This window comes from Lacrimispora sphenoides JCM 1415, from assembly GCF_900105615.1.
In the GTDB taxonomy this organism is placed as follows: Bacteria; Bacillota; Clostridia; order Lachnospirales; family Lachnospiraceae; genus Lacrimispora; species Lacrimispora sphenoides.
In genome coordinates this window covers 193,659-217,285 of record NZ_LT630003.1, presented here as the reverse complement: position 1 = coordinate 217,285, position 23,627 = coordinate 193,659, and the positions used below count along the sequence as shown (strand labels likewise).

Sequence of the window (23,627 nt, the reverse complement as noted above, 5' to 3'; positions counted from 1 at the left end):
GGCCTCCTTTATGAAACATAGGGAAATAGGATCAGGTTTTTCCACCTGTCCTCTCCCATGGCGCTTTCTCCCAAGGCATAGGCATGGATCATATCATCCTTTGCCATCAGTTTGTAAATAACGGCTCCGGAGCTGTCCGTATCCTGGATCCATCGATCATCCTTAATAATCACGCCATCTGCAACCTGAAACTGCCAGACGGAGGTTTCCCCTTCTGCATTGGTGCTGGAATAGGTAATCTCTCCCTGCATCAGATCATTCTTAAAAACACCCCTTTTTGCATTGAGCTTCGTGATATTCTCTGTTACTCCGTCATAATAGTTGTAACCGCACTCTCCGTTCCCGTTCATCTTTCCATTCGCCCATGTTCCATAGGAGTAATCGTAACGCTTCCCCTCCTCCAGTTCCAGGACCTGCAGGGCAGTACATTCTCCCTCAGGCTTCCCATAATCAAAATTCCCATAAAAAACGGTGGAAGCCTTTACAAATACCAGACCTTTGCCAGTGGATATTTTCCCCCTCATCGCCGCTCCATCATACATGCAGGGAAACTCTTTCCAGGGGACGTCATAACTGTTTAAGAGTCTGGCCGCTCCTTCTAAATCCCCCTGGTCAAAGAACCCGGTCAGTTGGGTTAAAAACTCCTTATCTCCGGGAGAAAGGGCTATTTCATCTGATAAAGTCTCACTGATAGTCTCACTGATAGTCTCACTGATAGTATCATTTATAGTATCAGCCAATGCTTTTGGTTCCGCGTATTCTTCGTATCGTTTTCCATTCCTGATGGTGCCTGCCAGGCTAAGCAGAAGCAAAAGCACCGTGATGAGCCCGATCCAAAGGAGGAGGCGGAGGTTTTCTCTTTTTCTCGGATCCGTCCATTTCTCAAACACAAAATCCCTCCTTCCCGTCATCTACAGACCACGCCTGGCAAAGAAGCGCAAGGCCTGTCCTTATCTCTTCTTCCGTAAGGCTTGCAAACCCAAGAACTATGGTTGAAGGATACGTATTATGCTGTTCATGGATAAAGTATCCCGACATACCGTAAACCTTAACCCCGAATTTTGCTGCCATATGGATGAGCTGGCTCTCCGCCCTTCCCTTGCAGTCAGTTAAAAGAAGATGGAGTCCCGCATGTTCTCCTCTGATCAAGAACTGGCTTTCAAAAGGTTTCAGACCTGCGGCCAATGCATCATGCTTTGCCTTATAGACTGCCCTCATCCGGTTCAAATGGCGTTCGTAATACCCCTCTGCCATAAACTGATAAAGAATGTTCTGGTCAATGCGGGATACAGTGGAAGCATAGAAATTCATCCGCTCCCGGTAAACAGCCAAAAGAGGGCCAGGCAGTACCATATAGCTTACGCGGATGGCCGGGGCAATGGATTTGGAAAAGGTACCGTAATAAATGACACGGTTTCTTCCGTCCATTCCCTGTAACGCAGGGATAGGCTTTCCCTTGTATCGGAATTCACTGTCATAATCGTCTTCAATGAGATACCGCCCTTCCTTTTCATAAGCCCAGACAAGAAGCTCCTGCCTTCGCTTTACCGGCATAACGATGCCGGTGGGATACTGGTGGGAAGGCATAACATAGGCAATATCCGCTCCGCTCTTTTCCAAAAGCTCCACATCCATGCCGGACCGGTCCATGGCAACGGGGACCACCTGGTATTTTAAGCTGTCAAAGACCCGGTATGCCTGCTTATACGTCGGATTTTCCATGGCAATCACACGGTCAGCTCCCAGGATCTGGGACAGCAGCATCAAAAGGTATTCGCTTCCGGCGCCTACGATGATCTGATCTGCCAGACAGTTTACCCCGCGGGCGGAATGGAGATAGGAACGGATGGCCTCCCTGAGGGCCGGTTCTCCCTGGGGATCTCCCGGCATGAACATCTCCCGGTTATCATCTACCAGGGTGTTTTTCGATATCTTCCTCCATGTATTGAAAGGAAATGCACAAAGATCAATGCCTCTGGGTGAAAAATCCACCTTCCAGTCCGGAACTTTTTCCTTACCAACAGATGAGGGACTAAGAAGGGAGGGGATTTTATCCCTTTGTTCCTGCCCGGTATGCACCAGATCCTCGATTCTGCATACAAAATATCCCTTACAGGGGACAGCCTCAATGTATCCCTCCGATAAAAGCTGTTCATAAGCCATCTGGGTGGTGCTGCGGCTGACTTTTAAATTCTCTGCCAGCCTCCTTGTGGAAGGAAGGCGGTTGGCCGGCCTTAGATTTCCTTTTTTTATTTCTTCTTTGATATAGCTGTAAATCTGGCTGTAATAGGGCGACCCAGGCTGGTTCTTTAAAGGTATCATCAGCTCCATAAAAAAGCTCCTTTCCTGCCCGTGCTTTTGGCATTTAGATATTGTGTACACAGGTTGTCACTTTACCGGATATGAAGAAATGCCGCACGTCCTTATCTCTCCCGGTCATGCAGCATTCTACTTGTTTGACCTGCCGCCTGGCAGTCAACGATTATTTTGTTATTTTAAATGAACTCTTTAATGAAACGATCCGGTTGAATACCAGCTGTTCCGGTCCGCTGTCCTTGCAGTCAACACAGAAAAATCCGTTTCTTACGAACTGGAAGCTGTCATAAGCTTTTGCACTTAGAAGGCCCGGTTCCACAATACAGTTCTTTAAGATGATCAAAGAATTTGGATTTAAGTTTAAGCTGCCGTCTTCGTTAAGCTTTCCTTTTTCTTCGTCCACAATGTTTTCATACAGACGGCATTCTGCCTGTACTGCGGTGGAGGAAGCTACCCAGTGAATCGTTCCCTTTACTTTTCTGCCTTCAAAGCCTGAGCCGCTCTTTGTCTCCGGATCGTAGGTACAGTGAACCACAGTGACATTGCCGTCCTCATCCTTTTCGCAGCCGGTGCAGGTCACAAAATAGGCATTCATCAGGCGGACTTCATTGCCTGGGAAAAGGCGGAAGTACTTCTTAATGGGTTCTTCCATAAAATCTTCCCGTTCAATGTAAAGCTCTTTCCCAAAGGGAACCTTTCTCTCTCCTAATTCAGGATTTTCCAGGTTATTTGCAACATCCAGGTACTCTATGGTATCCTCGGGATAGTTATCGATGACAAGCTTAATGGGATCCAGGATCGCCATCATTCTCGGTCTTTTTAACTTTAAATCCTCACGGATACAGTATTCAAGCATGGCATAGTCAACAGAGCTGTTAGCCTTGGAGACACCAACCAGGTCAACAAACATGCGGAGGGATTCCGGCGTATAGCCTCTTCTTCTTAAAGCTGCAATGGATACCAGGCGGGGATCATCCCAGCCGTCAACGATACCGTCTTCTACCAGCTTCTTAATATAACGTTTTCCCGTTACCACGTTGGTAAGATACAGTTTTGCAAATTCAATCTGGCGGGGCGGATGAACGAATTCACACTCCACAACTACCCAGTCGTAAAGCGGTCTGTGATCCTCAAATTCCAGAGTGCAGATGGAATGGGTGATATGCTCAATGGCGTCCTCGATCGGGTGGGCAAAATCATACATCGGATAAATGCACCACTCATCGCCGGTATTATGATGCGTCATGCGGGCCACACGGTAAATGACCGGATCACGCATGTTGATGTTGGGAGATGCCATATCGATCTTGGCACGGAGAACTCTTTCCCCATCCTGATACTTGCCTTCCTTCATCTCTTCAAACAGCTTTAAATTCTCTTCCACGCTGCGGTTCCGGTAAGGGCTTTCTTTTCCAGGAGTCTTAAAATCTCCCCGGTATTCCCTGATCTCCTCCGCAGTCAAATCACAGACAAATGCCTTTCCCTTCTTTATTAAAAGGACAGCACAATCATACATCTCCTGAAAATAATTGGACGCAAAGAAAAGACGGTCCTCGAAATCAGCTCCCAGCCACTTCACATCTTCCATGATGGATTCTACAAATTCTGTCTTCTCTTTTGTCGGATTTGTATCGTCAAAACGGAGGTTGAACTTTCCACCATACTTCTGAGCCAGGCCATAGTTAAGTAAAATCGATTTTGCATGTCCGATATGCAGATAGCCGTTAGGCTCCGGCGGAAATCTGGTCTGCACATGATCATAAACACCCTCTGCAAGATCCTTATCTATCTCCTGTTCGATAAAGTTTTTAGAAACTACTTCTTCTTTGTTCTCTTCCATTTCTCTTCCTCCATGTCAGTAATCCCAATATTACACTATCATACCATACTTCATCCATTTAGGAAAGGGGGAAAATACAGCAAAGAACCGGGCTTTTGGCGGATCGAACATTCATTTTCTTGCGGCTTTTTCCCAGGCCGGGCGGTTTTTTTCATACTGCTCATTGATCCAGTCCACAGCCTGTCCCCGTCCCTCTTCCGTAAAAGGAAATGAGGCTTTTATTTTCTGCTCCTCAGGAGTCGCTTCATAGCAATAGGGTTCCGGATATACCACGGCTGAAAATTCCTCTTCCTCCTTTGCCACCCGGTAACGCATTCCTTTCATGCTTCCGGTATAAGCCTCTTTTTTAAAAAACTGTATGGGTACGAAGGTATCTTTATTAAGCATTTTATATTCCTCCTACATATGGCTTTCTCTATTGAAACCCTATACCAGTATTATGCCCTTGTCAAGAAAATCCTATGTTACCATGTAAAAACAAAAGGCTGCGGCGCAGGCTCATGTAAACAGCCGGCACCGCAGCCAAAGGGTTTTGCTCCCATATATTCCTTTGCGGACAGCATTACTTATGTACGCCAGGCCCTGTTTTCTTCTTTCCAGAGCTATTTGAAACCCCAGGTCCGACCTCACCGTCTTTTGAAGGAGCGCTTGTTGAAGTCTCTGTCTCCGGTTCCTTGGTCGCAGGAGGAGCCGCAGTCGTTGGCGCTGCTGTTGCAGGCGGAGCCGTCGTCGGCGCCTCCGTAGGCTTCGCTGCAGTGGTCGGCTCAGTGGCAGGCTTTGTCTCTGCCGGCTTTGACGTTCCGTTAGAAGCTGTCTGGGATTCCGTTCCAGGCAGATGATAGCAAAGAACCGGAACTCCTGCTGCTATATTTTCAAAGATGGTCTTTGCCACAGCCGGGGGCAGATTGACACAACCGTGGGAACCGCTGGTCTTATAGATGGTTCCGCCGAAGGTACTGCGCCATGTGGCATCATGGAGGCCGATATTTCCGTTAAATGGCATCCAGTAAGATACGGGAGTCCGGTAAGTTTCTCCCTTTAGTGTCGCATCCCTTTGCTTATAGGTAAGGGGAAATACGCCTGCAGGAGTGGACCAGCCCTTTGACTCATTGCCTGATACGAAATCTGATTCTACCAAAAGCTTTCCGTCTTTATAAAAATACAGGTGCTGGGCTGTTAAATTGATTTCCACATATGTGGTGCCGTAATCGTTGTCTCCATGGCTGGCTGCCTTCTGTTTGTAGACAGGCTCTCTTACCTGGCTTTGCCCGGAACGGATCAGCTCTGCCAGTTCATCCGCTTCCTTGCTTTGATCGATTTTCCAGCCATAGCTGCCACCCGTGATCCTTACGGTCTGACCATAGGAGGTCTTTAAGTTTTTGGCCCTGGTGGACGTATCATACTGGGAAGCCAGCTCTTTCACGAATGCAGAAACAGAGGAGCTGCTTAAATAAACCTTGCCATCCTCTCCGATCCCGATCCACTTGGAAATCGTATCTCCGTTTAACACCTTTTTTTCATTTCCAAAGCTGTATGTAATCGTGGCATTGGCATACTTGTTCAATGTCTGTACCTGCTCGATCAACTGAGGATCGTCAGCAGGAATCTGAGGCTTTACATATGCCCCAAGCTCTTCTAAGGAAATTTCCGGGATTAAGCCCATCACAGCTTCGGAAATTCCTGTCTTCACCTTTTCCGGGTCAAGCTGGTTTCCTTCCTTGGCAGCTATAATGTGGTAGCCCTGTCCTGATACATAATCGGACACGTGCGCGTTTTCCGGCTTTTCCACAAATTCATCCTTTAAACAGTCTAGGCCTGAAACAACCGTTTCAAATTTGTCCTGGTCATACTGTATCATGGTTCCTATATCAAATTCCTGGGGCGTTTTCGTATGTTTCAGCCATTCATAAGTCTTCTGGTCTGCCAAAAGCTTTTCAAGGCTTCCGTCAAAAACTGACTCAAGGCCGATATCCCGTCCCTTTATTTCTTGTGTGCTTCCTCCTCTTTCCCCGATTGACAACACATAGTTCTGTGTGACGGAAGCAATCGACTTCTTTACTTCTTCAACAGATTTCTTTGATGCATCCATTCCATTGATCGTGGTGTTGGGGAAAAACACCTTCTCATACTGCTTGCCCGTCTGAAGATAGACAAGAGCAGCAATCAGCGCCGCTGCAGCTACAGTCCCGCTTCCAATTGCTGCCAAGCCCTTTAATCCAAGTGGCTTTTTCTTTCTGCTGCGCGGTTTTACATTTTCCATTTACTATCTACCTCTTTACCAGCCTTTTTATTCAGTATTCATTATACATGAAAACCGCGAAATTTGTCTAAATTTTTACGGTATTTTTCTTGACATTTTTATTACGATTTTTCTGGCACTCCTTGGTGACAAAATATTTCATAATCCACCCGGCGCCTTCATAAATATAAGATTAAGAATGATGAAAAAGGATTCTTCCATGGCACGCTATACCCCTGTTTACGGATCAGTAACTTCTGTTAACCCTCTAAGGACCTCCTCTGACGACAAAAGCTGTTCTATGATCATTTCCATAATGAGCGAGAGCATAGGACAGACCAACTTTATTGTCACTCCACAAACCTACGTTTTTAACCAGCACACCTTTAACCCAGGTGATTCCATCGTCGCCTTCTATGATACAAAAGCGCCTGTTCCCCTCATTTATCCACCTCAATTCACAGCAGTCGTCCTCGCGGATAACAGTGATGGGTATGAGGCTGTTTTTGATTATTTTGATGACGAATTGTTAAATTCATCACAAACTCTGCAGCTGAACCTGTCCGACCAAAGCGAGACAGCGATTCTCCTTTCCAATGGTCAGATCTTCTTTTACCACCCAGGCGGCCATTTTCTTCTTGTCTTTTATGCATTCACCACCCGCAGCATTCCGGCAATTACCACTCCCCAGACGATTGTGGTCTTCTGCGCTCCTGAGAAAAAAACTTAAGAAAGCCCCTTTTTCCGGCAAAAAACAAAGAGTCTGCATCGCAGACTCTTTGCCGGAGCAAAATTGTTACAGGAGGCTACATTCCTTAAGCTTTCATATCTTCCGCTGTCATAAAAGCACCCTCATACCCCAGGAGTTCACACAGCCGGGCAGTATGGGGCTGTTCCAGCCGGGCCTTTAACAGGCTTTCTTTCTCATAAAAGACCGTCTCCCCCGGCCCGTCTTTAAGCACTTTCCCGTGAGCCATAATAATGACCCGTTCAAAGTATTCTGCCACAAAGTCCATATCATGAAGAATCGCCAGCACAAATTTTCCTTTTTCGCTTAAGGTTTGGACAATCCTACCCAGCACCGCCCGGCCTTTTGCATCCTGGGCAATGGTCGGTTCATCCAAGATAAGCACCTTAGGATCCATCGCCACCACCGAAGCAATGGCTACCATTTTCCGTTCCGATAAATCCAAATCATAGGGATTTTCTTCCGCCGCCTCCATAAGCCCTACCATCTCAAGAGCCTCTGCAGCCAGCTCCCCCGCCTCTTCCCGGCTCTTTCCTAAATTTAATGGTCCTACCATGACCTCTTCCATCACCCGGTTTTTGAATATCTGGTCATCCGGATTCTGGAACACATATCCCACCTTTCCGGCAAGCTGTGCTACGGTTCTTCTGGATATATCCTCGCCTTCAAAGGAAATACTCCCTGCATTTGGCTTTAAAAGTCCCTTTAACAGCTTGACCAGAGTGGTTTTTCCCGCGCCGTTCTGGCCGATGATTGCGGTAGGCCTTGCATCAAGGCAAAGATCCAGGTGTTCAATCACCGGAATATCAGGATTGTAATGAAACTTTAAATCCTGGATCTTAAATACTGCCTGACCATTTATCTTCTCCCGGTCTTTTATAGAAGCCCTGCCGGAAAGCTTTGAAGGAAACTGGTCCCTTAAACGCTCCAACTGCCCTAACGTGACCGGATAAAGCCTGTCCTCTCCCTCTTTCCTGCTCACTCCCAGCGCTCTGCAAACCTGGGTATAGACCGGCGGTTTAACGCCCAGTTCCTCTAAGTCATTCCTGGAAAAAATCCGTTCCGGAGTATCATAAGCGATCTGCTTTCCTTTATGAAGAAGGAGGATCTTATCACAGTAAGTAGCCAGCTTCTCCATCTTCTGTTCCACCATGATAATGGTTATACCTGTTTTTGCCAGCTTATCAACCACCCGGAATACCTCTTCACTTCCCTGAGGGTCCAGCTGGGAGGTTGGCTCGTCAAGCACAATGACTTTAGGCTCCATGGCAAGGATGCTGGCAATGGCCACCCGCTGCGTCTGCCCTCCTGATAAATCAAAGGGATTTCTGTCCCTGTATTCTTCAATATCCAGAAGCTTTAAATTTTCTTCCACTCTCTTAAGAATTTCATCCCTGGGAATTCCCAGATTCTGAAGCCCAAAAGCGATTTCCTCAAAGACCGTATCCTTTGCTCCTGAAAGCTGGTTAAAAGGATTCTGAAACACAAGGCCAACCTTCTGGCACAATTCGGCTATGGGAGTTTTCGCCGCTTCCACTCCGTCTATGAGGAGCTTCCCGCCGTATGCCCCTCGGAACATGGTAGGAACCAGACCTGCAAAGGCCTGGCACAACGTGCTTTTTCCAGCCTTATTTTCACCGGCGATCCCGATAAACTGCCCCTTTTCCACCTGAAAATCAATTCCGTCAAGAGCCAGACTTTCCGTATGGGGATACCGGTATTTTAAGTTTGTCACTTCGATCAAAGCCATGTAAGCACCCTCCATACAATAGAACCTGCAATGAGCAGAGCCATCAACGACATGAATGCCTTGTCTTTGCCTGCCAGCCTGTATTCCCTTAAAAATGTTTTTTTATTTTTTGAATCAAATCCCCGCACTTCCAGGGCAATGGCCCTTTCTCTGGTGTTGATCAGGGAGCTGCTGACCACAGGCGAAATTAGCGGAATAAATGCCCTGGCTCTTACAAGCAGGCTGCCTTCTGTTTCCATTCCCCGGCTTCTCTGGGCATCCATGATGGTGTTCATGGTCCCCATCATCTGGGGAATAATCTGAAAAACAGAACTGATCATGTATCCGAACCTGGGTGAAAAGCCCGCCTGCTCCATGGTCTCCACCAGGTCCGCAGGCTTGGTAGTCAATACAAACGTAGCAAAGGCCAAAAGCATATTTAAGATATTAAGCCCGATCCTGGTGGCATAAAGAAGCCCTTCCTGATAAAAGGCAAGAGGCCCTATATGAAAGAGAATCTTCTGGTTTTCCTGATTAAAAAGGCCATGGATCAAAAAAATGGTGATTATGATGGTAAAAGAAAAGGCAATCAGAGGGAAAACCTTTCTGATGATCTTACCGCTGATCAAAAGCCCCAGGCTGACGGCCAGAAAAAGGCCGTATATCCACAGCGCACCCCCAATAAGGGGTGCGCTGACAGCTGCCAGAATATAAAACATCTTGGCAAATGGATGCAGCCTGGTTAAGTAGGTATCTTTATCCACGTAAAGACTGATACTTTTCATATAATTCTGCCTTTCCTGCTTTAATCCAGACTTGCCACTTCATCATCCAGTTCGTAAAGGGAAGTCAGTTTCTTTGGAAGACCTTTGATGATGGCGTACACGATCAAAAGGGTGATTAATTTATCCGGCACATCCACGAGGACCTCATCAAGGAAGGAGCCAAAAGCAACAGGAAGCCCTGAAGCCTGTGACCAGGCAAAGACAGCGTCTCCCCAGATATTGCCTGTTGTTCCGCCCCAGAAAATAATATTTAAAGGAGTGGAGATTACAACAGCCGTAAGGCCTGCCACACATGCGGTAAGAATAGCCCCTGAGAGCTTTTCCATACGGCCAAGCCTAGCCATGATTCCTACAGCGACACCGATTCCTAAGCTGGTTAAGGCATATACAAGAGTGATCGAATCACCGGTGGTAAAGCCGTAAATTAAGTTGTTAGCCGCACCGCAGATTCCCCCGATCACGGGTCCCCCAAGAATACCGCCGATGCAGGTACCGATAGAATCCAGCCAAAGCGGAAGCTTTAAAACAGACGCAAAAAGCTTTCCTAAATAATTAATTCCAATACAAGCCGGAATCAATACAAAACAAGCTGCATTCAATTTGGTTTTAAATAAATTTTTCATCTCAATTTCCTCCATTTATTTTTTCTTTCAACCTTTATCCATACGGACAAAGGCCTCCAATGCCGTAAGGATCTCCAAATGCTCTCCCCTCATCATGGCGGACTCTCCGCCCGTATAGCTGTTGATGTTTTCCTCTATGGACTCCTCAGACTCCACCACCACGTTTAATATGGAGGCGGTTTTTACTCCCCGCAGTCCGCCTACCACAAATAATGCGGCAGTTTCCATATCAGAACCCATGACACCTTTACCTGCCCAGTAAGCGCAGACCTCTTTTTCCTCATCAATGTAAAAGCTGTCATGGCTTCTGGCTATTCCCACATGAGATCTCGCTCCCAATTCCCCTGCACTTTCCATGCAGGCCAGCAAAAGCTTTGTATCCGGTATCGCCGGATAGATAGAATCTGCATAGGAGGACGAGGCTCCATCATCCCGGACAGCTCCATTCACCAGAATTAAATCGCCAAGGCGGATCCCCTTTTGAAGCGCTCCGCAGCTTCCGATCCGGATCATGGCCTTAACCCCGATTCTTGCCAGTTCCTCCACTGCGATTGCCGCAGACGCACCTCCAATCCCTGTAGATACCGCCATAACAGGTACTCCTCTGTATTTTCCCTTAATACTTCGGAATTCCCTGTTAAACGCCAGTTCCTCCGTATCCGTCAGACAGGCTGCAATCCGGTCCAGACGTTTTGGGTCACCCGGCAGCAGCGCATAGGGAACGGCATGTTCTTTTGACAGCTTGATATGAGGCATGATCTCAGCCACAGGTATCATCTCCTTTCACCTTTTTTATGTCCTGAATGTAGCACAAAGAGGCCATCCTGTCAATCTGTTGACACAAACTATAACCTGATAATAATACCTTTTTCACGAAACAGTCCGTCTATTTCCACCCGTCTGCATTGACTTATCATGTATTCGTGTTAAAATGGACTGAGAGATTTACGAGGAGGTTTTCTATGGTCACACTTCATCTGGATGACGCTGTTATCAAAAGCCTGAGCAACAATGAACTGAATGTCCTGAAATATGTCTATGAACACTCGGATGAGGTTTTGGATATGAGCATACAGACTCTGGCCGCCCAGACATCTTATTCCTCTGCCACGATTCTGCGCTTCTGCAAGAAGCTTGGGTATTCCGGCTTTGCGGAATTCAAATATGCCCTCCGTGCCGAGGAAAGAAAAGAAAATCCCGGACCCTCGGCTGCAAAAGCCCAGGATTTTAATACCCGGATCATGATTGACAGTCTGTGTTCCAACGTGGAAGGAACCTCCAATCTGATATCGGAAGATCAGCTCAGCCATACGTTCCGGTATTTTGACAGCAACTGTCCCATCTACTTATGGGCCCCGGGAGGGATCACTTCTATTCTGAGCGACTACTTTGAGAAGCTTCTATTCTCCATCGGGCGCCAGAATGTATACAAGATCGAATCCAGTAAAATGGGAGAACACATTTTAAGAAATATCCGCTCGGAATCCCTGCTGATCTTAATCAGCACCACCGGGGATTTCGGCCCGACCGTACGCCTTGGCAAAATCGCCCGGATGAACAATGTCCCGATTCTATCCATCACCCCATATACCAACAATGAAGTTGCCAATTTAGCCACTGTCAACTTCCGCTTCTTCACCAACCAGCGCGAGAACCGGGGAGCGGAGTTCACTTCCAGGCTTCCGGTGTTTTATATGATCAACGCCATTATACGCTGTTACCTTCAGTACAAGCTGTCCGGCCGGGAACAAACGGAACAGGGGGAAAACCATGATTCCTTTATTTGAAAAAGCGCATGAGCTGCACCTTACGGATACGGAGGAAGAAATCCTTAAGTATTTTGAATCCAATCTTCCATCGTCCGTGTATACCAATTTAAATGACTTAAGTGCCAGCCTGTATACCTCCAATGCTACCATTGTCCGTTTCTGCCAAAAGCTGGGACTGAAGGGCTATAACGAATTCAAATACCAGGTACGAAAGGAATTAAAGCAGCTTCATCCCCAGAACTTCCGTACCGATGATCTGGTCCATCATTCTCTCGCCCTGTTTAAGGATAATTTAGATCAGATCGATGAAGAGAAGCTTAAAGAGATCGCCGGGCTTTTAACCAGTGACCGGCCCATCTATATTTATGGCTCCAATTTAAGCTCTCTTGCCGCCAAATATCTCCAGACGGTCTTAAACACACTTGACTATCCCTGTATTCTGGTTGAATGGCGGCGCCTGTTAAATGGTCTTGTACATGAGATAAACAGTGATGCCGTTCTTTTCATCATCACGGCCCATGGAGATGCCAGGCGGTATCTGTCTGTATTCCGGAAGGCCAAGGCCCGCGGTACCATCACGATTCTGCTCACCTGCGAGAAGGACAGCCCTCTGATCCCCTACAGCACCATCGCACTCTGCACCAATGACCGGAATGAGGAGTACCGTCATGTAGATATCAATCCCAGACTTGGAATCCTGACGATTGTCCAGCTTCTGATTGAACTGGCCGCCAGGATCAAGAATTCCCAGACAGACGGTGATACCTTTGATTCCCTGTCTTAACAAAAATAAGGAAGCTGCCCGGTTCCATGTTTCCCATGGCCGGGCAGCTTCCTCTTTATTACTTTAATATTTTAATACTTCCCTTACATTTGATGCAATTCCTTCCACTTTCGGCCCATAAATCACCTGGATATGTGTATCACTGGTGCGGACAATTCCCATGGAGCCTGTTTTCTTTAAAAGTTCATCACTCACCATTGCCATATCTTTAATATCCACCCGAAGTCTGGTCAGGCAGTTGTTCACTGTTGTGATATTATGATATCCGCCAAGTCCCTCTATGATTTTCGATGCGAGGGCTTTTTGTTTTTCTTCCATGGTGCTCTTCTGGGCATCCGCCTCCTGCTCTTCGTCAGATACATCAATGGAAAGCTGTTTTCTCGTCAGATAGCTTTTAAATACAAAATAATAAATGACAGAGAAGAACGGTCCGGTAATGATCACCCAGTACCAGCGGGATCCAGGCTGGAATACGCCCCAGATCAGGAAGTCAATCAGACCGCCGCCAGTATTGCCGATAATAACCTTAAATGCCGACATCAGCATGAAGGACAGGCCGCCCATCAACGCATGGAACAAAAACAGCGGCGGTGCAATGAACATGAATGAGAATTCCAATGGTTCCGTAATACCTGACACAATGCTGGCTGCGACGCCTGCAATCATGAGAGCCTTTACTTTATTTTTTTTCTCCGGAGGAGAGGTCCTGTAAATAGCCAGTGCTGCTGCCGGAAGACCAAACATCATCATGGGCATTTTGCCCTGTCCTAAAAATACCGTAAACGGCCTCAACTCTGAGATGTCTACTTTATCGACAAATTGAAGGAAGATATTTAAGCATCCTTCTACTCCTTCATAGGTTCCACCAATGGAGGTGGTACGGAAAATGCCGTTTAATACATGGTGCAGACCGGTAGGAATCAGCAGCCGCTCCAGGAACCCATAGCCGAATACCCCGACCAGCCCTGTGGCAGAAATCAGACCTCCCAGCCCGTCAATGACCATGGAAACCGGTGACCATAGGATCGGTGCGGCAAGACCAACAACTGCCATAGCCATAATAACAACAATGGCAACAAAACGTTTTCCTCCATAAAAGGAGATTGCCACCGGAAATGTAACTTTATGATACCGGTTATGGAGTGAGGCGGTGACGATACCTGCAACAATACCTGCGACCGCACCCATATCCAGGGTTTCTACGCCCAGAATCGTGGATATCTTTAAAGCGCCGAAATTCATAAAGCCGGAATTGATCATACATGCCGATGCCACAAGAAACGTATAATAACCGATAAATCCTGCAAATGCCGCTATTTCCTTTTCCTCCCTCGCCATGCCGAAAGAAATGGAAATGGAGAACAGCACCGGAATCAATGTAAACACAACACCTGATATTTTATTTAAAGTAGAAATTATGAAAAAGATAAGCCCCTGCTGTAAAAACGGAACAGCCGCCTGTACCTGCGCTTTCATAAGCGCAGAGGTCAACCCCAAAACGATACCGCATGCGGCCAAAGCAGCAATCGGCATCAGCAAACTACGACCGAGAGCCGAGAAAAAATCCATTGCTCTGTTTTTTTTCATGATAATATCCTCTCCCGTCGCAGGCAACCCTGCCCTGCAACGTTACATCCTGTTTTCTTATGATTCTCCATAGGAGCACATTTCATTTCACTCCCGCCAAGTTTTTGCTTCCCCTTATTTTAACTCCGGCCACATGCCTTTATTTGCTTCAATCAAAGCATCCAGTACCGTTCTTGCTTTCTTTGCATCGCCTATCAGCCTGTTAAGGGTAAATGCCTCCAGAGCCTTCTGATAAGAATTCTCAAAATAAGCATCTACAATCAGCTTTTCACAGGATACCTGGTTAACCAAAAGTCCCAGATAGAACTGAGGAATATTTCCTACTCTCATGGGGCGTGGGCCATTTGCTCCAAGTTCACATACTACCTCTACCATGGCATCGTCCTGCATATTGGCGATCGCACCGTTGTTCTCAACAATCAGGATATGTCTGTCATTTTTATTAAAAGCAATGGATTCCGCAACCTTAATCATCATTTCTGCATGGGCATCAGAAATCTCATCAAACTTATCTCCCAGCTTTCCTTCTTTGATCACCTGGGCACATTCGCGAAAGACCCGTTTTTCTCTCCCCGCCATAACCTCATCCGCACGTGTAAAATCAGCGTCCAGATGGCTGACCTTATATTCCGGATATAAGTAATACTGGTCGTAGGTGTTGGGGAGAAACTCCGGGAAATCTTCCATGATTGTCTTTACCATTCCATAGGTATCCAGCCAGGACTTATCTCTCTGTTCCGCATCCTGGGGAAGGAAACCGTTCTGGGCAACCATTTCCCTGATCCTTGGAAGTAAGTCTTCTCCTGTATGAACGTCATACATATGGGTGAACCAGCCATAATGGTTCAGTCCAAAGTAAACCGGGTCTAAATCTTCCCAACTGCATTTTAATAGTCTGCTGCAGGAACGTACCACATTCTCCGGCTGGTCGCAGATGTTTAAGATTCTCTTGTCATCCGGAAATTCCCTGCGGAGCGCTTCCGCAACGATTGCAGCGGGATTGGAGTAGTTTAATATCCATGCATCCGGTGCATAGGTGCGGATATCGTGTACGGCTTTGATCATATCCACACAGGACCTGAGACCATAAGCCATCCCTCCTGCCCCGCAGGTTTCCTGTCCGATGATTCCCATGCTCAGCGGAATGTGCTCATCCTTTGCACGCATCGGAAGCCCTCCGGAGCGCATCTGCATAAATATGAAATCCATTCCCTCATAAGCTTCCTTAACATCGGTTGTGTAAGAAAAATCCAGCTCCGGAAATCTTTCCTTAAATAGAATCTCACCATACTTCCCAATCGGTTCCTGGCGGTCATTGTCGATATCGAACAGCACCAGCTTCTTTAAGGGGAACTCCTCTTTAAGTCTGACAAAGGACTTTAAGAAACCTAATGTAAAAGTACTTCCCCCTCCAACGATGCATACGTTATATGTTCTCATTGTTTTTCTCCTTTTTCTCTTTCTACTTATCCTTATCTGATGGCCTTATGATACTTTATTTTATTTGACGTGTAAATAGTTTCACATGCATACGGATACGATCCCGTATTTCAACATTTATTACTCCTACAGTAATATTTTTCACTCCATTATAATTATGATTTCTATCAGAGATAATGCCTGCATTAAATGGTGGAGATTCTGAGCTAAGGCCATTCAGATTCTCTCACGAAAAGCAGAGGTTCCGATAATGTTTCCTGTATTTTTGGAGATAAAAAAAGGACTCCGGAGAATCCTTCAGAAGTCCTATTAAAAAACCGGTTCGGATATAATACCCGAACCGGCTTTCGCATCGTTTCTCTCTTTTTCATGCACATGACTTAATAGTGACAGATTACGGGAATTCCTGAATATACAAGGCCATATAAAGCCTTTGCCTTATCCGGCGGAAGGTTGATACATCCATGGCTTCCCTTTGTCTGATAGATATCTCCGCCGAACCTGCTTCTCCAGTTTGCGTCATGAAGACCGATCCCCCCGTTAAACGGCATCCAGTAATTCACATGGCTTTCATATTCGTAGGTACCATCCGCTTGTCTCTTTCCCCGCAGGATTCGATCTGTCTCCTTATTGTAAAGGGTGAAAATGCCCTCCGGAGTCGTGTACTTTTTAGAAACATTTCCTGTGACACACGGAGAATCCCATACCAGAACACCATCTTTATACATGTAAACATGCTGGGCCGCCATATCTACCTCCACATAAGCCCCGCCCCAGGCATTGCTCCGGTTAGCCACTGTCTGAACATACTTCGGTTCTCTTTTCTGGCTTTGCCCGGATTGTATGATAGCAGCCAGTGCCGCGGTTTCTCCTGCCTGATCTATCTTCTGGCCATAGGAACCTGGTAGAAGACGGGCCTTACCATCTGTAACACGAAATGCCCGTTCCTTGCCTACAGTATCATACTTGTCCGCCAGAGCCTTTATGTAAGCCGAAGTCTTGTCTCCTCTTACGTTGATCACTTCTCCCGTCATCCCCGATATCCAGGAACAGATTTCCTCTCCTTTTAAAACCTCCGACTGGTCTCCTAAGATATAGGTGATTTCCATTTCCCTGACACGGTTGAGAGCATCCCGCTGGGCGATCAATCCGGTATCCTCTGAGGTGACGGTTACGGTGTCATAACAGCCTGATTCCTCAATGTTTATTTGGGGAAGTACTTCATTTAATGCAGCCTTGACGGTTGCTTCTAATTTTTCCAGGCTTACGCTGTTCCCCTGTACTTCCGGCAGGATGGCAAAAGGGACTCCCTGCTGCCAGTCAGAAATCCGGGCATTCGTTGTAGCCGTAATACCCTCGCCGCTTATACATGAAAGAGAATTCAACTTTTCCTTTAACTTCCCTTCATCATAACTGACTGCTCCCTTTTGGCTATAGGTATTATCAGCTGCAGGGCCTGTCACCCGCCCCGAAGCGTTCTGCTCTTCTAAAACCGTCTTAAGCCCTTCCGTAAAAACTACCTGATAGCCGATATCAGGACCGTTTATGACCTCTGTCACCTCTCCCTTCTCCTTGATGGAAAGGCGATATTCCCTGCCATAAAAGCCTTCTATTTGTATCTTCGCTTCTTCGACTGTCATTCCTCCCACAAGAACTCCGTTTATTTTGGTTCCCGGGACAAATTTAGAAGTGTCATCTGCCAGTGCAGTTGTCGTCCCTGCCAGCATTAATATGACTGCCAGAAGGACACCCCTTCTCATCGTACCTGCATGACTTCCTTTTCTGCTCATTTACCATGAATCCTTTACTAAATATTTGGAAATTAATTCCACAATTTCTAGGTTATCACTATTTTAATGGAATCACAAGAAAAATCATTCCCCAATTTTCTCAACCCTGGAGTACAGCAGTACACCGCCTATGGTGATCAGTCCTCCGGCTATCTGTAAAAGAGCAGGAAGTTCAGCAAAAAGGAACACCGCAAATATGGCCGCAACCACCGGCTCACAGAGCTTGGAAGCCGATACAAAAGAGGGAGACAGAAATTTTAAGCACCAGCTGAAAATACTGTGTCCAAGAAGGGTAGAGAATACCGCCAGAAGAAGACCTACCACCACAGAGCTCATCCCATAACCATGGAAAGGAATTCCGGCCGCTACCGTAGATATGCAAAGCACCAATGCACAGAAGAAATAGACAATATAGGTGTAAGATATTGTCGACATTCCTTTTCTCACTTCCCGGCCGATCAGGGTATAGACGGCAGAAAAAATTGCCGCTGCCAGGGCAAGCCCGTCTCCGGACAAATGATCCCCTCCTGCCGAATAATCAGATAGGGCAATAAGCAGACTGCCGAATACGGTAACGGCAATGCTTATAAGGGCAGTTTTTCCTATCCTTCCTTTTAAGAACACGACAAATCCCAAAGCCACCCAGATGACCTCCGTACAGACGATCGCCGTCGAGCTTGCCACAGAAGTCTGCTTTAACGATTCAAACCATGACGTAAAATGAAGAGCCAGAAATATTCCACTCACTGCGCATAATGCAATGGTCTTCCCATTCGTCTGTTTCAACTCCACCCGGACCTGGGCTTTCCCAAATACCACAGGTGTCATAAGCCCCACCGTCCACAAGAGCCGGTAAGCAGCCGTCACCACGGAAGGTGCATCGGAATATTTGACAAAAATCGCAGAAAGGGAAATTCCTATGACACCGATTGCGATCATGACCATGGGATGCTTTTCAAGAACTTTCATTTTTCTTCTCCTTTGTTATCCTGTCTCAATATATGCCTCCTGATTATAGCATCACTTCCGGTATTGTCAAAGCATTATAAGGAAATAAAGAAAATTCGTGTTTGCTGATCCATATCATTTTTATCATGTTTTTTCGATTGTCCATTAGGGTTCATTGTTGTATTCTGTTGATTATTCGGGTTTTTCAACTCTATTCATGCATAATTACTTATATTTCTACAACTATCTATTATATATCGCTCATCATTCGTCACGTTACAGACTTACTCGGCCTTTCGTTTAAATATCGAGATGATCCACCTTGTGCTCCCATAGCTTTGTGCGGCAGGAACTGTATTTACCAGCTCCCAACCTTGCTGGCCTAACTCATTTAACTCTTTTTGAAATGCACCCTGGTCTACTTTTCCACCAAGCATTCCCTTTGCATCGGTGAATAATGTCTTGTACTCAAATCGCTCCATGTTCTTACCTCCTGTAATTTTTCCTTTCTTATTCAGGAAAAAACAAAACAAGTCTCCGGCTGCTTGCCGATAACAGCTGCCTTATTCCCATAATACCATTTTCCAGCGGGCGGGAAAAGGGATAACTTTTTCCTGTCAGACTGCCATACCCGTTCTGTGAAGCCGCCTATGTTAAAGGACGCAAAGAATCCGCAGAGTCTGATTTCTCTGCGGATTCTTATTTATCTAATTCTTATTTATCCTTAATTCTTATTTATCCTTAATTCTTATTTATCCTTAATTCTTAGCTTTCCAGATATAAATGCATTGGATAGGACAAGTACTGAACATCGTCAAGCTTTTCAACCGTTACAAACCCTGCCGGAGCATTCAGTATGGTTGGAATGCGGTTTACAATGTTTGCACAGGTATGCTCTACCGTAGCCGGCTTCTTTACAAAGAAGGTAGTGTCCGGCTCTCCAATAATTTTCCAGTCACACATGTCACCATCATCCGGACCATAAACCTTGCCGATGCACTGGGTTTCAATGACCGGTCCCTGGAAGGTTTCCGTAGTTACAACCGCGCTCATACCGATGCAGTTTCCCTTGGGGATCGTAGCTCCCAGAGTTTCGGAATATAAGTCTTTATCATAAAAGTAAGGAACGCATTTCTGTGTCTGGGATTTGATGGTCCAGCCCATCTTATTGCACAGCGCCTCGTTGGAATTCCATACGTAGGAAGGCTCCAACGTGGTTGGATGAGCAATTTTTTCTTCGAATTCCTCAGGGGTAAGGCCTGCTCCGTGAGCCTCGGCAAGGGCCAGTCCGTAGTCTTCCACGTTATAGCTGACTGCTCCCTCTATACGGTCGATCCGATGTACACCGCCTGCCACACAGCCAATCATATTGATCCAGTAAATATCCTGCATTCCTGCTCCAACGATGGTGCATCCGTTTTCTTTCGCCAGCCGGTCCAGACGATTGGTAATGGCGGAAGCAGTGGTCCATGGATAAATGGCTTCCTCACAGGTCGTCACCACATTGATTCCTCTGGAAACACATTTCTCGAAATGAGGGTATACATCATCCATAAAGCTGAACAGGGTCACGACGGCGATGTCTGCATCGCACTCGTCAAGAACCGCATCTGCGTCGCTTCGGATGGGAACACCGATTTTAAATCCAAGGCCGGCAAATTCACCTACATCCATGCCTACCACATCAGGGTTCACATCAATGGCGCCTACAATTTCCGCGCCCTTTTCATATAAATATCTTAGAATATACTTTGCCATTTTTCCGCAGCCATACTGTACCACACGGATTTTTTCATTATTCATCATCGTCGTCATCCTTTCTATATAAGAACCTGTTATGGAGCCAAGCTCCTGATGCATTTATTATAAAGGTTATAGATGGTATCAGGTCAATGGAGCAAAATCACCAAATATCAGGACATACGGACCGGTACCTGCAGACGCAGGAACATGCCCCTTTCCTTATAGTCAAGAGGCATCTCAACAATGACTTCGCAGATGTAATCTCCGATAACCGTATAGTGATTCTCTTCTATGGTCGCCAGCAGACGGTCAATGTATTCTTTTTCTTTGGAAAATCGGTCGCAGTATATGCAAAGATAGGAATTGGCCGGTATGACGGTAATCAGTTCTTCCTCAACGTATTCCTGGTCCACGAACACGAACACCTGGGTGGAATACAGGTTTCGCTTCATAAAATTCTCCCGCTTTAATATGGTCCCTGCATTGGCAAAGTAAAACGGAGATATCTTACGGGCTCCCATATCCTCCTTTAAGCTGCGTAATAGACGTTCGTATTCATCGATTTCATAGTCATAAAAATTAGTTTTCGTCTCTTTTATATACATCCGGCGTTTTGGTATGTACTCCATAACAATGGCTCCATCGGGAGGAGCCGCTTCATAGCGGTCATAGCTGTCAAGAGTCCGTTCTATGGCACGCTTTTGAAGATTAAGTTCCACAATCTTCTGGTCAATGGCATCCCGGTTCTCCCTGAGAAGCTGTTTTACCCGCCCCATATCCCACTTTTTCATGTGAACCCGGATCTCCTTTAAGGGCATCCCTAAGGCTTTCATGTACCGGATCATGTCAAGCTGGGCGCTTTGGCGAATGTCATAGTAGCGGTATCCGGTGTTCTCATCCCTGTTTACGGGGGAAAACAGCCCTTCCCGGTCGTAAAGTCTTAAGGTCTGCTCTGATATGTGATTGATTTTAGCCATTTCTCCGATCGTCATTTTTTTAACATCAAAATTTGTCAATTTTATCATATTCATCAATCTCCGCAGTCAATCATGGTAGTTTCTCTCTTTATTATACAAAATTAACCTGATACTTACAATAAGGTTTTTGATATTTCCTTCACATAGTTTCAAATAAACTGTGCGGGCTAAAAATAGCCCGCACAGTTTATTTTTAATTCTTATCGTTAAACAAATATCTGAAAATACCCTTTCCTATCACAACTGACTGTAATTGATCAATTGGACCGAATATTTTTGTAGCATGTCTTTTGTTTTATTGCTAACCAGAAAATCCAGTTCTGCAAGGCGCTGTAAATTGTAAGTGGAGGATTGAAGCAGGTAAGAGTCCACATAGGCCGGGTGGCTCATCAGCTCCACATATGGCCTGGAAGAGATATCGTCCATATGATCGTATACATAAGACAGCCCCGGTTCCCCGTGGTACGTGCGGAATTGTATAAAATCCACGTGGGGAAAACCTGTTATATCGTGGTTTCTCAGCGGCAGCCGGTATTTTTCAGCGAGTGTCCTGGCGGCGGCAGCCATAACAGGATTGCTGTCCGTTGTAAATAGGTGGGAGTCCAGATGAGTCGGGTTTTTACCCATTACCTCCACAAACCGTTGGTATTGAGCCTCTAGTTCTGCCAGGATATCTTCCGGAAGATACTTGTGGGAGGAGGATAGATTTCGTGGTTTAATAAAAGACCCGTCCTCTCCGGTCAGGCTGCTTCCTTTGGTAAGAGGCTGCCCAAGGGCGATGTTTAAATGCAGACCAACTCCCAGTGAGGGGCATTCTTTTGACAGGTCAGCAGCGTGCTGGAAGCCTGGAGTATTGGTTAAAAGTGTAGTGGATGTAAGTACCCCTTGCAGATGAGCATCTATAATCCCATAATTGACAGCCCGGCAATAACCGAAGTCATCTGCATTTATTATCATTTTGCACATAGATACAATCCTTTCTGTCAGGTCAGTTTGGGCCAATAGCCTTTGTTTTCTTCAATCAGGCGGTCCAGGATCTTTCTCGCTTTCTTGGCGTCTGTAACGGTACGGTTTAACGTCAGCGCCTGCAATGCTTTTGTGTAACTGCCTTCAAAATAAGCTTCGCAGGTCAGGCGTTCGTAGGCATACTGGTTTTCCAGCAACGCTTTATAAAAAACAGAGACAGGTCCGGTGTGGAATGGCTTAGGTCCGCGGCTGCCCAGCAGGCAGGTTACTTCCACGACTGCATCATCCGGAAGGTTCTCGATGATTCCTTCATTTTTAACCATAATAATATAGTACGCATTTTTATTTAAGTAAATAGCTTCCGCTATGGAAAGGATCATATCACCGTGAGCTTCATTTTTTACTACATGGATTCCATCCAGACTGTTTTGACTGACTGCGCGGCGGCATTCGGAAAACACCTGTTTTTCACGGCCATCCATGACTTCGTTTGCTCTGGTATAATCCGGGTTTAATTTGGAAGCCTTGTACTCGGGATAGATATAGTATTGGAGGTAAGTGGAAGGCACATACTCATCAAAATCATGTACCATATCCTGTACCAGTGCATAAGTATCCAGCCAGGAAGGGTCGCGCTCAGCGGCATCGGCAGGCAGAAATCCCTTATCCTTTATCCGCTCCTTTAGAAGGGGAAGCAAATCCTGGCCATTCTGGTTGTAAAGATGGGTAAACCATCCAAAATGATTGAGCCCGAAATAGGTGGGTTCCAGGGATTCGGCCGGTACATCGAGCAGCTTGGCGAAAGAATTAATCAGGTTGATCGGCTGGTCACAGATATTGAGAATCCTTTTGTCATCAGGAAACTCCCGCTGCAGGCCGTAGGCTACAATAGCGGCAGGATTTGTATAATTCAGGATCCAGGCATTTTTACTGTGTTTGCGCACATCCTTTACAATTTCAATCATGTCTTTTAAGGAACGGATCCCGTAGGCAAAACCTCCGGGCCCGCAGGTTTCCTGACCGAGCACTCCGTATTCCATGGGGATTTTTTCATCTTTTTCCCGCATAGGATATCCACCTGTACGGATCTGAACCATAACAAAATCCACAGAATCGTAGGCTGCGTCTTTGCTTGTTGTGTAAGTGACTTTTACTTCAGGAGCGTGCAGGCGGAATAGCAACTGCGCATATTCTCCAATAGGAGCCTGACGTTCTGCGTTACTATCAAAAAGTACCAGCTCTGTGACCGGGAGAGTATTCATGTGGCGGATAAATGCATTCAATATTCCGGGGGTCCATGTGGAACCGCCTCCCACGATCGTAATCTTTAACTTATGTTCCAT

At 46.2% G+C, this 23,627-nt stretch carries 21 protein-coding genes; 3 read left to right on the top strand and 18 right to left on the bottom strand.

Going from position 1 to position 23,627, the window contains the following annotated elements:
- Positions 1–8: 8 nt before the first annotated feature.
- From BMX69_RS00895 to BMX69_RS00875, 5 genes are all read right to left on the bottom strand, one after another.
- A complete protein-coding gene (locus BMX69_RS00895) occupies positions 9–890 on the bottom strand; it encodes an MORN repeat-containing protein (RefSeq protein ID WP_054790684.1) in 882 nt (293 codons plus the stop codon).
- The gene (gene pdxR / locus BMX69_RS00890) at positions 883–2,331 is read right to left on the bottom strand and encodes a MocR-like pyridoxine biosynthesis transcription factor PdxR (RefSeq protein WP_100041281.1); all 1,449 of its coding nucleotides are present in this window, start codon (positions 2,329–2,331) and stop codon (positions 883–885) included. Before pdxR ends, BMX69_RS00895 begins: the two co-directional genes overlap by 8 nt.
- 151 nt (positions 2,332–2,482) lie before the next feature.
- Complete coding sequence (locus tag BMX69_RS00885; RefSeq protein WP_100041280.1) at positions 2,483–4,156, bottom strand: glutamine--tRNA ligase/YqeY domain fusion protein; 1,674 nt, start codon at positions 4,154–4,156, stop codon at positions 2,483–2,485.
- 111 nt (positions 4,157–4,267) lie between these two features.
- Positions 4,268–4,543: a GNAT family acetyltransferase gene (locus BMX69_RS00880; protein WP_100041279.1), complete on the bottom strand. Its 276-nt coding sequence runs from the start codon at positions 4,541–4,543 to the stop codon at positions 4,268–4,270.
- Positions 4,544–4,718: 175 nt separating this feature from the next.
- Entirely contained in the window at positions 4,719–6,416 is a 1,698-nt protein-coding gene (locus BMX69_RS00875; protein WP_100041278.1) for a L,D-transpeptidase family protein, read from the bottom strand.
- A gap of 178 nt (positions 6,417–6,594) precedes the next feature.
- On the opposite strand from BMX69_RS00875, the gene BMX69_RS00870 reads away from it, so the two are divergent.
- Positions 6,595–7,125, top strand: coding sequence for a hypothetical protein (locus BMX69_RS00870; RefSeq protein ID WP_242941335.1), 531 nt, complete (start codon positions 6,595–6,597; stop codon positions 7,123–7,125).
- A gap of 85 nt (positions 7,126–7,210) precedes the next feature.
- Here BMX69_RS00870 and BMX69_RS00865 read toward each other — a convergent pair whose 3' ends face one another.
- Genes BMX69_RS00865 through BMX69_RS00850 form a run of 4 tightly spaced genes read right to left on the bottom strand, consistent with a single transcriptional unit; the run spans position 7,211 to position 11,048 of the window.
- A complete protein-coding gene (locus BMX69_RS00865; RefSeq protein WP_054790682.1) occupies positions 7,211–8,893 on the bottom strand; it encodes an ABC transporter ATP-binding protein in 1,683 nt (560 codons plus the stop codon).
- Positions 8,884–9,657: an energy-coupling factor transporter transmembrane component T family protein gene (locus BMX69_RS00860; protein ID WP_100041277.1), complete on the bottom strand. Its 774-nt coding sequence runs from the start codon at positions 9,655–9,657 to the stop codon at positions 8,884–8,886. The genes BMX69_RS00865 and BMX69_RS00860 overlap by 10 nt, the downstream gene beginning before the upstream one ends.
- 20 nt (positions 9,658–9,677) lie before the next feature.
- Positions 9,678–10,280 (bottom strand): ECF transporter S component, encoded by a 603-nt coding sequence (locus BMX69_RS00855; RefSeq protein WP_029701498.1) that lies wholly within the window; start codon positions 10,278–10,280, stop codon positions 9,678–9,680.
- 27 nt (positions 10,281–10,307) lie between these two features.
- Positions 10,308–11,048, bottom strand: a complete 741-nt coding sequence (locus BMX69_RS00850; RefSeq protein ID WP_025231684.1) for a nucleoside phosphorylase — start codon at positions 11,046–11,048, stop codon at positions 10,308–10,310.
- A 194-nt stretch (positions 11,049–11,242) separates the two neighbouring features.
- Between BMX69_RS00850 and BMX69_RS00845 the strand changes: the two genes are divergently transcribed.
- Together BMX69_RS00845 and BMX69_RS00840 are read left to right on the top strand one after the other, a co-directional pair.
- Positions 11,243–12,067, top strand: a complete 825-nt coding sequence (locus tag BMX69_RS00845) for a MurR/RpiR family transcriptional regulator (RefSeq protein WP_100041276.1) — start codon at positions 11,243–11,245, stop codon at positions 12,065–12,067.
- Entirely contained in the window at positions 12,051–12,833 is a 783-nt protein-coding gene (locus BMX69_RS00840; RefSeq protein ID WP_054790681.1) for a MurR/RpiR family transcriptional regulator, read from the top strand. The genes BMX69_RS00845 and BMX69_RS00840 overlap by 17 nt, the downstream gene beginning before the upstream one ends.
- A 63-nt stretch (positions 12,834–12,896) precedes the next feature.
- Here BMX69_RS00840 and BMX69_RS00835 read toward each other — a convergent pair whose 3' ends face one another.
- The 9 genes from BMX69_RS00835 to BMX69_RS00795 form a co-directional block, all read right to left on the bottom strand.
- Complete coding sequence (locus BMX69_RS00835) at positions 12,897–14,420, bottom strand: PTS transporter subunit EIIC (RefSeq protein WP_100041275.1); 1,524 nt, start codon at positions 14,418–14,420, stop codon at positions 12,897–12,899.
- Between the two features lie 114 nt (positions 14,421–14,534).
- Positions 14,535–15,860: a 6-phospho-alpha-glucosidase gene (locus tag BMX69_RS00830; protein ID WP_100041274.1), complete on the bottom strand. Its 1,326-nt coding sequence runs from the start codon at positions 15,858–15,860 to the stop codon at positions 14,535–14,537.
- A 380-nt stretch (positions 15,861–16,240) separates the two neighbouring features.
- Positions 16,241–17,650 carry a L,D-transpeptidase family protein gene (locus tag BMX69_RS00825; protein WP_054790680.1) on the bottom strand — a complete coding sequence of 470 codons (1,410 nt, stop codon included), beginning with the start codon at positions 17,648–17,650 and terminating at the stop codon, positions 16,241–16,243.
- A gap of 84 nt (positions 17,651–17,734) precedes the next feature.
- Positions 17,735–18,619 carry a DMT family transporter gene (locus BMX69_RS00820; RefSeq protein ID WP_100041273.1) on the bottom strand — a complete coding sequence of 295 codons (885 nt, stop codon included), beginning with the start codon at positions 18,617–18,619 and terminating at the stop codon, positions 17,735–17,737.
- Between the two features lie 263 nt (positions 18,620–18,882).
- Complete coding sequence (locus BMX69_RS00815) at positions 18,883–19,080, bottom strand: DUF4177 domain-containing protein (RefSeq protein ID WP_054790679.1); 198 nt, start codon at positions 19,078–19,080, stop codon at positions 18,883–18,885.
- A gap of 283 nt (positions 19,081–19,363) precedes the next feature.
- Positions 19,364–20,404 (bottom strand): NAD(P)H-dependent amine dehydrogenase family protein, encoded by a 1,041-nt coding sequence (locus BMX69_RS00810; RefSeq protein ID WP_100041272.1) that lies wholly within the window; start codon positions 20,402–20,404, stop codon positions 19,364–19,366.
- Between the two features lie 107 nt (positions 20,405–20,511).
- On the bottom strand, positions 20,512–21,366 hold the full coding sequence (locus BMX69_RS00805) for a MerR family transcriptional regulator (protein ID WP_025231675.1): 855 nt from the start codon (positions 21,364–21,366) through the stop codon (positions 20,512–20,514).
- Positions 21,367–21,555: 189 nt separating this feature from the next.
- Complete coding sequence (locus tag BMX69_RS00800; protein WP_197678655.1) at positions 21,556–22,275, bottom strand: ChbG/HpnK family deacetylase; 720 nt, start codon at positions 22,273–22,275, stop codon at positions 21,556–21,558.
- Positions 22,276–22,301: 26 nt separating this feature from the next.
- Positions 22,302–23,627, bottom strand: a complete 1,326-nt coding sequence (locus BMX69_RS00795; RefSeq protein ID WP_100041271.1) for a family 4 glycosyl hydrolase — start codon at positions 23,625–23,627, stop codon at positions 22,302–22,304.